General features: G+C 47.1%; 9 protein-coding genes, 1 tRNA gene and 1 pseudogene. 5 read left to right on the top strand and 6 right to left on the bottom strand.

Going from position 1 to position 12,275, the window contains the following annotated elements; genetic code table 11:
* Window positions 1-5: 5 nt before the first annotated feature.
* The 3 genes from yejM to A8F97_RS09340 all read left to right on the top strand — a co-directional run bounded on the left by yejM (window position 6) and on the right by A8F97_RS09340 (window position 3,337).
* Window positions 6-1,754 (top strand): LPS biosynthesis-modulating metalloenzyme YejM, encoded by a 1,749-nt coding sequence (gene yejM, locus A8F97_RS09330; protein ID WP_033071342.1) that lies wholly within the window; start codon window positions 6-8, stop codon window positions 1,752-1,754.
* Window positions 1,755-1,832: 78 nt separating this feature from the next.
* Window positions 1,833-1,909 (top strand) — tRNA-Pro (locus A8F97_RS09335).
* A gap of 177 nt (window positions 1,910-2,086) precedes the next feature.
* Window positions 2,087-3,337 carry an integrase domain-containing protein gene (locus A8F97_RS09340; RefSeq protein WP_033071341.1) on the top strand — a complete coding sequence of 417 codons (1,251 nt, stop codon included), beginning with the start codon at window positions 2,087-2,089 and terminating at the stop codon, window positions 3,335-3,337.
* 112 nt (window positions 3,338-3,449) lie between these two features.
* Here A8F97_RS09340 and A8F97_RS24615 read toward each other — a convergent pair.
* The 6 genes and pseudogenes from A8F97_RS24615 to A8F97_RS09365 form a co-directional block, all read right to left on the bottom strand.
* A pseudogene (locus A8F97_RS24615) lies at window positions 3,450-3,773 on the bottom strand (phage integrase central domain-containing protein); the annotation flags it as partial.
* Window positions 3,774-3,871: 98 nt separating this feature from the next.
* A complete protein-coding gene (gene phoH, locus A8F97_RS09345) occupies window positions 3,872-4,660 on the bottom strand; it encodes a phosphate starvation-inducible protein PhoH (RefSeq protein ID WP_005970633.1) in 789 nt (262 codons plus the stop codon).
* Window positions 4,661-5,394: 734 nt separating this feature from the next.
* Window positions 5,395-5,910: a flagella biosynthesis regulatory protein FliZ gene (fliZ, locus tag A8F97_RS09350; protein ID WP_014699539.1), complete on the bottom strand. Its 516-nt coding sequence runs from the start codon at window positions 5,908-5,910 to the stop codon at window positions 5,395-5,397.
* A 195-nt stretch (window positions 5,911-6,105) separates the two neighbouring features.
* Window positions 6,106-6,828: an RNA polymerase sigma factor FliA gene (locus A8F97_RS09355; RefSeq protein WP_005970637.1), complete on the bottom strand. Its 723-nt coding sequence runs from the start codon at window positions 6,826-6,828 to the stop codon at window positions 6,106-6,108.
* Between the two features lie 158 nt (window positions 6,829-6,986).
* A complete protein-coding gene (locus A8F97_RS09360; protein ID WP_025918924.1) occupies window positions 6,987-8,681 on the bottom strand; it encodes a class I SAM-dependent methyltransferase in 1,695 nt (564 codons plus the stop codon).
* 164 nt (window positions 8,682-8,845) lie between these two features.
* On the bottom strand, window positions 8,846-10,144 hold the full coding sequence (locus A8F97_RS09365) for a FliC/FljB family flagellin (RefSeq protein ID WP_162939897.1): 1,299 nt from the start codon (window positions 10,142-10,144) through the stop codon (window positions 8,846-8,848).
* Window positions 10,145-10,413: 269 nt separating this feature from the next.
* Between A8F97_RS09365 and fliD the strand changes: the two genes are divergently transcribed.
* Together fliD and fliS are read left to right on the top strand one after the other, a co-directional pair.
* The gene (fliD, locus tag A8F97_RS09370) at window positions 10,414-11,853 is read left to right on the top strand and encodes a flagellar filament capping protein FliD (RefSeq protein ID WP_025918922.1); all 1,440 of its coding nucleotides are present in this window, start codon (window positions 10,414-10,416) and stop codon (window positions 11,851-11,853) included.
* Window positions 11,854-11,867: 14 nt separating this feature from the next.
* Window positions 11,868-12,275, top strand: a complete 408-nt coding sequence (gene fliS, locus A8F97_RS09375; protein WP_014699535.1) for a flagellar export chaperone FliS — start codon at window positions 11,868-11,870, stop codon at window positions 12,273-12,275.

A 12,275-nucleotide genomic window follows, 5' to 3' on the forward strand; every position in this document is an offset into this window, starting at 1 on the left:
AACGTATGGTAACCAACCGTCAGCGCTACCGCGAAAAAGTCTCCCAGATGATTAGTTGGGGACACTGGTTCGCCTTATTCAACATTTTGCTCACTTTGGGGCTGGGTAGTCGCTACCTGTTTGTTGCCGATTGGCCGACCTCCCTATTCGGTCGAATTTATGCGCTGGTTAGCTGGCTCGGTCATTTTAGCTTTATCGTCTTTGCCGCCTATCTGCTGGTCATCTTCCCGCTTACATTCATCGTGATGTCGCAGCGCCTGCTACGGTTCTTGTCTGCGGCGCTGGCAACGGCCGGGCTGACGATACTGCTAGTCGATGTTGAAGTCTTTACCCGTTTTCACCTGCACCTTAACAGCACCGTTTGGGAGCTCGTCGTCAATCCGGGACAGGGGGAGATTGCCCGCGATTGGCAGTGGATGTTTATCGGCATTCCATTAATTTTTATGGCAGAGATGCTATTTGGCACCTGGTGCTGGCAAAAATTACGCAGTTTAAGTCGCCGCAGCTTTGGTAAACCGCTGGCGGGCGTTTTCATCTCGGCGTTCTTCGCATCGCACCTGATGTACATTTGGGCCGATGCGAATTTCTATCGCCCGATCACCATGCAGCGCGCCAATCTACCGCTATCTTATCCGATGACGGCACGACGGTTTCTGGAAAAACATGGCCTGCTGGATGCGCAGGAATACCAGCGTAGGCTGACGCAGCAGGGTAATCCGGAAGCGATAACGGTCGAATATCCGCTCAATAACATCACTTTCCGCGATAGCGGCAGCGGTTATAACCTGCTAATGGTGATGATCGACGATACGCACCCCGACGCCATACAAGACCGGATGCCGAATCTGTCGCGTTTCGCCTCAGAAAACGTGCGTTTCAGCGATCATTACGACTCAGGTTCTCAGTCAGATGCCGCCTTGTTTAATCTGTTTTACGGCCTCTCGACGACCTATATGGATGGCGTCCTGAGTGCACGAAAACCCTCTGCGTTGATCGCCGCATTAAGCCAGCAGGGTTATCAGTTTGGGTTATTTTCGGCGAACGGTTTCAACAGCCCGCTTTATCGCCAGGCACTACTTTCTGATTTCTCCTTGCCCGCGCCGCAGCAGCAAAGTGGCGATGCCATCATCGCGCAATGGCAAGAATGGCTCAATCGTGATAATAACCCTGCGCCTTGGTTCTCTTACGTTGAGCTGAGCAGTACACCGAAAAATGCTTCCAGCAAAGACATCGAGCCAAACAGCCGAATGAATATTCAGGATGTTGATCGCCAGATTGGTCAAATTATCCGTACTTTGCAGGAAAAGAACATTCTGGATAACACGGTCATCATCGTGACAACCGCACAAAACCAGAATGCTAATACCAACAACGCGGCACGTTTCACTCGCACACAATGGCAAACACCGCTTATTATTCACTGGCCGAATACGCCAGCACAAACCATTACGAAAATGACGGACAACAAAGACGTCATGACTACGCTCATGCAGCGCCTACTCCATGTTAAAAACAACACGGATGATTATTCACAAGGCGAAGACCTGTTTTCTGCCCAGCGACGCTACCCGTGGCTGATTAACGGCAACGCCGGCACGCTACTGATCACGACGCCGGAACAGATCATCGTGTTGGAAAGCAACGGTAACTATCGGGCTTATGACATGGCGGGAAATCGGCTGAATGATGAAAAACCGCAGCTTGCCCTACTCTTGCAGGTACTAACGAACGAAAGGCGCTTTATTGCTAACTAACTGCCTAAATCTAAAGCAGTCGTTCCATCTGGCTATTGCAATAAAGTCAGGAAAATGTAGTATAAATGCCCATAGCATCGGCACGTAGCGCAGCCTGGTAGCGCACCGTCATGGGGTGTCGGGGGTCGGAGGTTCAAATCCTCTCGTGCCGACCAAATACATATCCGGTTAGTATCGTTTACTACCGGAAACCCCACAGAAACCCGCATTCTCACTGAGTTTGCGGGTTTTTTGTTGCCTGTTATCTATCGGTTTGCTACGTTTCCAGCCGGATAGTTTAGTTATACGCTTAGTTATACCGCCCCATATAACTACAAAAGCGTATAACTACGATGGCTCGTATAACTACCCCACTCACCAATACCGAGATCAAAGCCGCCAAACCTGCCGAGAAGGAATACACGCTACAGGACGGAGATGGGTTGTATCTGCTGGTGAAACCGAGCGGTTCTAAAATCTGGCGTTTTAATTATTACCGCCCCGATACGAAGAAACGTGCATTAATCAGCTTTGGTTCATTCCCTGCGGTTTCTTTGGCCGAAGCACGACAACGGCGTGAAGCGGCAAAAGCGCTGATAAGTAAAGGCATCGATCCACAATTCCACCAGCAACAGCAGCGCGAACAAGAGCAAGCCATCAACCTAAACACCTTTGCCAAAGTCTCCGCTGATTGGTACGAATTAAAAAAGTCTCAACCGTTAGCCGAGAACACCATTAAAGATATCTGGCGTTCTCTGGAAAAGTACGTGTTCCCGTTCATCGGTACGGCACCAGTCAGCCAGCTTACCGCCCGCAGCTTCATCACCGCTCTGGAACCAATACAAGCCAGCGGCAAACTGGAAACCGTCAAACGGGTAAGCCAGCGTATTAACGAGGTAATGGATTATGCGGTTAACTCTGGGTTGGTTACTGCTAATCCCGCCGCCAAGATCCGCAAAGCGTTTCAAACACCGGTTAAAACCCATATGCCGACCATCCGGCCAGAGGCATTACCTGGCTTGATGAAAACGCTATCGGTCGCCAGCATTGAGCTACAGACCCGCTTATTGATTGAATGGCAGCTACTCACCGTTACCCGCCCTGCCGAAGCCGCTGAAACCCGCTGGAGCGAGATAAACCTTACAGATAACACCTGGACGATCCCCGCTGGCCGCATGAAGATGCGCCGTGATCACATTATTCCCCTGCCCCCGCAGGCGTTAGCCATTCTGGACGCCATGAAGCCCATCAGCGGACACCGAGAATACCTGTTTCCTTCCAGTAAAGATCCCAAGCAGCCGATGAACAGCCAGACCGCTAACGCCGCATTGCGCCGTATGGGTTACAAAGGCGTACTAGTATCCCACGGCTTACGCGCCATTTTCAGTACCGCCGCCAATGAAGAAGGCTTTCCGCCAGATGTGATCGAAGCCCCCCTCGCCCACGTTGACACCAACGAAGTGCGCCGCGCCTATAACCGCTCCACCTATCTGGAACAGCGCAAGGTATTGATGTGCTGGTGGGGTGAATTTGTGGAAACAGCCGCAACAGGAAAAGTAATGGCGTCGGAAGGAGCCAGAGGATTACGCATCGCCAATAGTTAACACTGTATTTATATATGGGGCAATAAACTGCACCAGAAAAATGCGCGGAATATGTAGTGCATATAATCGGTGCTGTTCTCAGTGAGAACACGCCGAATATGCTCCTACCCGTATGATGCTTTTTGTTCTGCACTTTACTTGGCATCGGCAAAAGTGGTTTCAGCACCCCTTTCCACGCTACAGAATTATCCCCATCGAAATACTCTTTCGCTTTTGCGTAATCCAACACATTTTAAATACGACTGCGGACACGGCTGGCTGCTTCATTTTTGGTTAGCCAAATGGGTTCCAGTATCGCTAAAAGATCGGCTTTTGTTATTTTGCTAACGGCTTTTTGAGTGATGAACGGATAAGCATAGGTTTCCAGTGTTGAACGCTACTGTGTAAAGTATTTTTTGTTCTTTAACTCACTGGCCTTGATTGCCAAAACATCTTCCTCACCGCCATATAAAAGAAAACGCCCTTGACGCAAGTCAGGGGCGTTTTCTTTTATGGTGATAGCACAGAAACATTCATTCCCATGCCACACTGACATCAACCATAGGCATGGAGCGTACGCTGACACAGCGCCGAGCGCACACAGTCCTCTTTACCGAAAGAAACCACGCCAATCATGTCATCCTCAACAAAACGCTCCAATGCGTCTCGCAGGCCGGATTTAACGCCAGCAGGCAAGTCGCACTGCGTCACATCGCCATTAACGATAACCGTGACATTCTCACCTAAACGCGTCAGGAACATTTTCATTTGGTTCACCGTCACGTTTTGCGCTTCGTCCAGAATCACAACCGCATTTTCAAACGTCCGCCCGCGCATATAGGCAAAAGGCGCGATTTCGACTTTGCCGATTTCCGGTCGTAAGCAATACTGCATAAAAGACGATCCCAGCCGTCGCAAGAGTATGTCGTAAACTGGGCGGAAATAAGGCGCAAACTTCTCCGAGATATCTCCAGGTAAAAAACCAAGATCCTCGTCGGCCTGTAATACTGGCCGCGTGACAATAATGCGCTCAACCTCTTTATGGATTAGTGCCTCCGCCGCTTTCGCAGCGCTCAGATACGTTTTACCGCAGCCAGCTTCACCTGTGGCAAAAATCAACTGTTTGTTTTCTATCGCAGACAAGTAATGTTCCTGGGCGGCGGTACGAGCTTGAATCACGGAATTATCACGATTCTCACGCGCCATTCCGATTGCTTCAATCCCCCCCATCTGTACCAGAGAAGTGACCGATTCTTCCTCACGCTGACGATGGCTACGCGAATCACGGCGGATAACACGTTTTGCTTCACGACGCGCTTTGATCACTGCTTTTTGTCTTCCCATAGTGGCACCTTACAGTTTGTTTCACTTACCGCACTGCTTTGCAGCGCGTGACGTTTAACTCACTAACGAGGTTAGGCTTCCTTATTAAGCCAATAGCGGACAGATAATACACACGGGCCATCCACGAACCGAGTGAAAAACGGGCCGAGCATTCATGGATGGAAAAAGAAAATAAACGGAGAGTTTGGATAAAAAGAGAGTGGCGTAGTATTGGAAATAAGTGGGAGGAACATCCCTCGCATCGGCGAGTCAGCAACGTAGAATCTTGACATCGACTACAAAGCCCAAAAAAGGACATTACCATTCGCGTTCCTCACTGTGACAACAACTATTCCACTGAATAATGATTGATCGCATCGTAGAACTACCGCTAACCAGTATCTAAAAATTAGTGCCGAATGATTTCAGTAGTATGACAGTGCAATAATTCCCCCCTGCAATGCAAGTGTTTTTTACACTATTATAACATTTGCGTATATAGCCGTCATATTTCAAGTGCCATGTGCGTTGGCCGCACCACTCAGCACATTTGCGTATGCCTCACCCGTTCCGTTAGGGCCGCTACACGCTTCGCTCAAATCGGCCTACTGTAGATTTGTCAGTCACCCGAATCACCTACCTGAGTAAGCTCATCGGGATGAAATGAGAGACACCCAGAAACTCAAACTATTTAGGATATAATCAGTATCCTGTGGTTTGACAATGTCAGCCTGAAAGCTGACACATTATGCGCGTTAGAAATGTCGCTGCCAGTTCAGATATTGATCGTATTTTCGTAACGCACTGCGATAAACATTTTGCTCGATATCAGGAAGGTAATCACACACCCGCTGCTGCACCCCATCACGGTGCCCGGAAAAGGTTTCTGTAGGATAATTATTTGCGACCAGCAGCTCATCCAACCGCCGAAGACGAATGACATATTCGCGCATCGTGCTATGACGAACTTCAGTTTGTTCGATAAGATATTGTGTGAAAGCCTTTATATCGAAATAGCTAGCATTGGTATTGCATAATATTTCGCTACAAAAGCGGCAAAGTGGGATTAATTCCTGTTGCAAGCCAGACCATATTTCGTCATCGATAAGCCTGTCGATGCCGCCAATCGATTTTTTATTGATAAGCTGGTTGCGAAATACCAGTGAAACACGATCGAGCGCTTTATCACACTGGGAACAATTGGTCTGTCTATGTTTGAAGTCTTTCAGATAACGGCTTAGTAGCTGTTTCTTCCGAATTGATGAGTGCATGAATCCATTCCATGACAATACATAATCTCAACGTGAAGCGATGGCATTTTTCATTACGACAGAGAATCTGGTGTAATGAAAACAGGTAGCATTTCTCATTTAAATACTGATTTATCAATATTCAAAAATTACCATAATCCCGTAGCTTCAGTGACTGAAGATATATGTTGATAACAATATTCCTACGCGGCGCAATTAAACATCATTCATTAATTTCACGCGCAGGCGCTTTATCGCCTGACTGTGCAACTGACTGACTCTCGACTCTCCGACTTCAAGAACGGCACCGATCTCTTTCAGGTTCAACTCTTCCTGATAGTAGAGCGTCAACACCAACTTCTCACGCTCTGGCAGACTTTCAATTGCATCCATCACACGATGGCGCAAGTTGCCTTCCATCAGTTGATGCAATGGATTCGCATCTTCATTGCCTTCCAGTAACGCCTCTGCGCTATCACCGTGTTCTTCACGCCATTCATCGTAAGAAAAAAGTTGGGTATTGTTCGTATCCAGCAATATCTGACGATAATCCTCAAGCGTGATGTTCAACGTCTGCGCAACTTCTTGCTCCGTTGGAGTACGACCGAGTTGTTGTTCAGCCTGTTGCATTGCTTGTGCCACTTCCCGCGCATTACGCCGGACGCTGCGTGGAGCCCAATCACGACTGCGTAATTCATCCAGCATCGAGCCACGAATTCGTTGAACGGCATAAGTGGTAAACGCCGTACCTTGCAACGAATCATAGCGTTCGACCGCACTGAGCAGGCCAATACCGCCAGCCTGTAGCAGATCGTCAAGTTCAACGCTCGCGGGGAGACGAACCTGTAAACGCAAGGCTTCATGGCGCACTAGTGGAACATAGCGCTTCCAAAGGGAATTCTTATCCATTGTGCCTTCGGCGGTATACAAATCGCTCACAGTGACAAATACCTACGATGATAGTGTTATCGACACTATTATGCTTTTAGGTAGGGTAGCCAATCGCCTGAATAGGGAGGTAAAACGGGGGCTATTTGGGATATGCTGAAACATTCAGATAGGTGTAAATACTGTCCGCTCTGGGCGGACAGCCAGTGTTATGACAGAAGCAATGCGGTTTTATGCAGAACTTTTAGTAACTTATTGAGTATTTCACCCGCTATTGCATCCAAATTACGTTGCCCTTTAAGGTAAATACCGTCAGTGTTTGGCACCCATCCCTGATACAGCGCATCACGTAATAAGGTACGTAATTCCATCGTTGAGCGACTGCCATCCAAATTAGGTAATAAGAAGCGCTCAGCATCATTCAAGGCTAGATTAACAGTTTCATGCCAGAGGTTATGAATTTTGATACCGAGACCTTGCTCATGCCGCTTTGCAACCAGATAAGCCAGAGAGGCTACCAATTTCGGCTTAGCCATGGCCGCTGTTTTATCATAATGATCGTATGGGCCAGTATCTAATGTATACCGTAGTCGACCAAGGCGGAACAACAACTGCAACTCAGCCAAGACCGCCTGACGCATTTCGGTATCATCACTATTGCCCAGGGTAACCTTGACTTTTGCAGCTAACGTATCGACATCAAGGGTAGCAGGCCATGCTTCCGTCAGAGATTGGATCACCGCCAGCATCGTTTTACTACGAGTGAGCAAATCGTTATTATTGTGGTTAACAAAGCGGCGCATCCCCTTAGGAGTAGCCTCCGCTGGTGATGTTTCCTCAAAATACCCAGCCCAACGTAAATCCGCCAACTGTTCAAGATCGGGACTGACCCGTACTTGCTCAGCTCGCTGCTGGTGCACAACAATACTCTTTCGAAAGTTGCGTCCAATAGCAAAATCCAGATATTGCTGGCGCAGGACGCGCGGTTGCCCCATAGCGACCAAACTGTGGTTTAGCTGGACGTGCTCCCCATAGATTATTGCTAATTCAGTGTGAATTTCAGCATCCCCTACATGTTCCAACCCATTTTGCTGTAGCAAATCAGCAAATTCGAGCAAATAGCAGGGAGAATTGAATGTTTCAAGGTATTCGTGAGTAATATAATGATCGGACTGTGCACTGAGATGGTTAACAACATTAACTAACGCTGTTGACATCGCGTTATTGCTAGCGATCCCTTTAGATAATAAATTTAATACCGCCTTGGCACTATTTAACCGCGTTTCATCATCCTGCAACCCATGACTATGCAATAACATAGCATCACGAACAATGTCTCCCGCCTTCCATCCTGGATAAGTGTTGTAACTGATATAGGCGATCCCATTCGGGGACAAATTCTCGCGCATAACACGCAACATTCCGTTACGCACTTCTGGCGGAATCCAGCTAAATACGCCGTGGGCAATAATATAATCAAATTCACCGAATTCAGGGGTAATATCGGTTAGGCTCATAGCCTGCAAATGCAGATTTTTTATCCCAAGCGCGGCAACTAATTCCTGCCCTTGCTCGACTTGCATCGTTGACAAATCAACGCCAACTACATGAGCTTGAGGATAGGCCAGCGCAAACGGCAACAGATTTCCCCCACCTGCACACCCTAACTCAAGCACTCTGGCCTGAGCCAGCGGAACACTCTCCAACCCAAAAAGCTGTGCAGCAGCGCGCAGGTGGCCGGGAGAAGAAAAAGAAAAGGCGCCTGATTCATAGACCTGACGATCATATGACTGCGCAATCGCTTGATTGTGCTGCGCCATATCGTCAGAAATAAGAGCCGTCATGTTGTTTACGGGCGGTATCGCATTGTCAGGCGGATCCATTGGGGAGTTTGGGGTATTCAAGTGCATCTCCTATCGAATAGAGGATAAAATGACTAATTGGCACTATATCAGACTCCACGCACATCGAATCACCGGATAACTATGCCATGTAAGCTCTTTTCTTTAAATAAAAAAACCCGGGTATTACTACCCAGGTTTTTTAGTTTACCGAGTTAATCGCGAAATTAACGCAGCAGAGACAGAACGGTCTGTGGAACCTGGTTAGCCTGTGCCAACACAGAAGTACCAGCCTGTTGCAGGATCTGGTTTTTGCTCATGTTAGAGACTTCAGTCGCAATATCCGCATCCTGGATACGGCTACGAGCAGAGGTCAGGTTATTTACCGTATTGTTCAGGTTAGTTACTGTAGATTCAAAACGGTTTTGAATCGCACCCAGATCACTACGTAAGGAGTCAACCTGAGATAAAGCTTTATCCAGTTTCGCTAAAGGATTAACACTAGCAACACCAGCGAATTCATTAGTCTTAGAAGCGCCGCTAAGATTAATCGCGGTTCCGGTGTTATCAAAATCTGTTGCAGCCGCCGAACCACCATTGGCCAAACTTCCCGCTGCAAGCGCGAAATTACGGCCCTGAATCTCAGAATACCCTGTGACTGTACCGGCACTATCTACACCGACTTTCACTAACTGATTTGATAACGTAACGTCTGTAGCAACTCCGTTATCTGTATCTTGATAAGCGACTTTAGCAACGTTCAACGTTACCGCACCAGTAGTTTCGTTAACAGACGCAGCGTAATAATCAGAGCCAGATTTAACGACATAATTATTAGTAGGTTTACCATCAGTACCAGTAACTGCATGCAAAGTCAGAGAGTTATCACTAACTCCCAATTTGCTTGCGGCCCCAGAAAGATTCACATTTTGTAAAGGATCTGTTGAAGCAGCACCAGCGACTTGTTTCAATGCATCAGAAACTGGTAATGCGTTATCAGATACTGAGAAGCCACCTAAACCTAAAGATTTAGAACTGATTTCTTTAAGGTTAATAGTGATAGTTTCGTTATCGTTAGCACCAACCTGGATTTTCAACCCTTGGTCGCTAGCCAATACTTTCACGCCGTTGAACTGCGTTTGTGAAGATACGCGGTCAATTTCATCTAAACGCTGCTGGATTTCACTCTGAACTGAATCCAGGTCAACATCTTGGTTAGAACCGTTAGCGGCCTGCACTGCCAGTTCACGGATACGCTGCAAGTTGTTGTTGATTTCGTTCAACGCGCCTTCAGTAGTCTGTGCAACAGAGATACCATCGTTAGCGTTACGAGCAGCCTGAGTCAGACCTTTGATGTTAGCGGTGAAGCGGTTAGCGATAGCCTGACCCGCAGCATCGTCTTTAGCACTGTTGATACGGAAGCCAGAAGACAGACGCTCGATAGCTGTACCCAGTGCAGACTGAGATTTATTCAGGTTGTTTTGAGCTGTCAGAGACAGGCTGTTAGTATTGATAACTGCCATAATTATATTCCTTATTATGCATTTAAGTCGATTTCGGGTCGGTTTAAAGTTCGGGCTATTGCCCACGGCTTTTATCACCGTCCTAACCTGTATCGGCGTGCTTGAAAGAAGCTTTAATTATTTTTAGAAATTTCTTCGTAGAATGAAACCATGCAGCAAAGCAAAAATATTGCGTTCTTCATGAGAATCGTATTGTCTCAGTAATACTAAACTTTCTACTACGGTTGCCGATATAGAGTTAATGACGTCTGGAACCCATCAAAGGAATTATTATGGCTAATATCAGCTTTACAGGCTCCACCAGCGGTTTTACCGCTGTTCTGGATCAGTTGACCACATTCGAACAGTCACGCATTACTCCGGTTAACAACCAGAAAAAAACCTATCAAAGCCGTGATACGGCTTTCGATACGCTGAAAACCGCGCTGACCAAGCTGGAATCTGCTAACGAAGCCTTGGCCAAAGCAAATAGCATTAATAAAACGTCAATAACAAGTGGCGAAAGTAAAGCGTTTACCGCAACCACGTCCAGCAGTGCTTCTTCTGGCTCGTACAGCATTGAAGTAGAAAATCTGGCAGCGGCACATTCTTTACTTTCATCCGAATTTTCCAGCAGCAAAGACCCACTTGGTACAACCACTGACGGCGGCACACGCACCCTCACTATCAGCCAACCAGGTCAAGAAAAACCGTTGGAAATTCAACTGACGGACAAACAAACCTCATTAGAGGGTATCCGTGATGCGATCAACAAAACAAACGGTAGCGTAAGCGCTAGCATTATCAAAGCCGATGACAACACTTATTATTTAGCGCTTACTGCAAAAGATACGGGGACCCAAGCCAAAATGACCGTTAGCGTCACTGGCGATACCCTATTAAATAGTAAACTGAACTATACCCCAGATGACGGTGCCGGCTCTGGCGCAATGAAACAGCAAGCTGCTGCTGAAAATGCCGTGGTTAAACTAAATGGTATTACTATTACTCGCCAAAGTAATACCGTCACCGATGCCGTTGACGGCGTATCATTGAACCTAAAAGCTGAGAGTGCGCCAGGTACAACAGAAAAACTTACGATTGCCACCGACACCGCTCCGATGAAGAAAGCGATTCAAGAATGGGTCGATGCTTATAATTCACTGCAGACAACTATTGGCAATGTGACACATTTTACAGCCGCAGATCCTAATACCGCTACGCCAGACAGTAGCAATGGTGTGCTACTTGGCAACAGTACGGTACGTGGTATTCAGACCACGTTGAAAACGCAAATCTCTAGCGCACAAAGCGGAATGAGTATCAGCACGCTAAATGAAATGGGTATTAAGCAAAACCCTAAAGATGGTAAGTTGGAGATTGACGCAACCAAATTGCAAACCTCACTGGCTGAAAAATCAAGTAGCGTAACAGAGTTTTTCGTCGGCGATGGCAAAAAAACCGGGTTTGCGACTCAAGTTAATACCTACCTGGATGGCGTCTTAGACACAAGTACGGGCGACAAAAAAGGCGCAATTCAAATCGCTAAAGACAGTATCGCAGATACATTAAAAACGATAGAAAAAACGAGAGTTCGCACCCAACTGAGTATTGATGACACCATCGCTCGCTACAAGTCACAGTTCTCCAAATTAGATAAGCTGGTTTCAGACCTGAATAGCACAGGCGACTTTTTAACCAAGCAATTTGCTGCGTTAACTAAAAGCCAATAAAAAGGGGGCTCGCGATGTATAGCAAAACCGGCACGCAAGCCTATGCCCAAGTTGGTGTAGAAAGTGCGGTAATGAGTGCAAACCCACACCAACTTATTGTTATGCTGTTTGATGGCGCAAAAAGTTCGATGGTGCGTGCCCGTATTTTACTGGAACAAGGTGACATTCCAGGTAAAGGAGCAGCCCTATCAAAAGCCATCAATATCATTAGCAATGGCCTAAAAGTTGGGCTAGATATGGAGAAAGGTGGCGAGCTGTCGGAAAATTTATCAGCGCTGTATGACTATATGACGCAACGCCTGATGATCGCTAACCTCCACAATGATGTGAAGGTGATAGAGGAAGTTGAAACTTTACTGGAAAACATAGCCAGTGCCTGGCGTCAAATTGGTCCTAACTATCATCCGTCTCAGGAAAAATAG

Source organism: Pectobacterium parmentieri (assembly GCF_001742145.1).
GTDB lineage: Bacteria > Pseudomonadota > Gammaproteobacteria > Enterobacterales > Enterobacteriaceae > Pectobacterium > Pectobacterium parmentieri.

What these genes read in the sequence shown, in the direction of transcription:
- fliZ (WP_014699539.1), bottom strand. Translation starts at nt 5,910, where the DNA reads ATGCACTCATCAATTCGGAAGAAACAGCTACTAAGCCGTTATCTGAAA.
- yejM (WP_033071342.1), top strand. Translation starts at nt 6, where the DNA reads ATGGTAACCAACCGTCAGCGCTACCGCGAAAAAGTCTCCCAGATGATT.
- A8F97_RS09340 (WP_033071341.1), top strand. Translation starts at nt 2,087, where the DNA reads ATGGCTCGTATAACTACCCCACTCACCAATACCGAGATCAAAGCCGCC.
- fliS (WP_014699535.1), top strand. Translation starts at nt 11,868, where the DNA reads ATGTATAGCAAAACCGGCACGCAAGCCTATGCCCAAGTTGGTGTAGAA.
- phoH (WP_005970633.1), bottom strand. Translation starts at nt 4,660, where the DNA reads ATGGGAAGACAAAAAGCAGTGATCAAAGCGCGTCGTGAAGCAAAACGT.
- fliD (WP_025918922.1), top strand. Translation starts at nt 10,414, where the DNA reads ATGGCTAATATCAGCTTTACAGGCTCCACCAGCGGTTTTACCGCTGTT.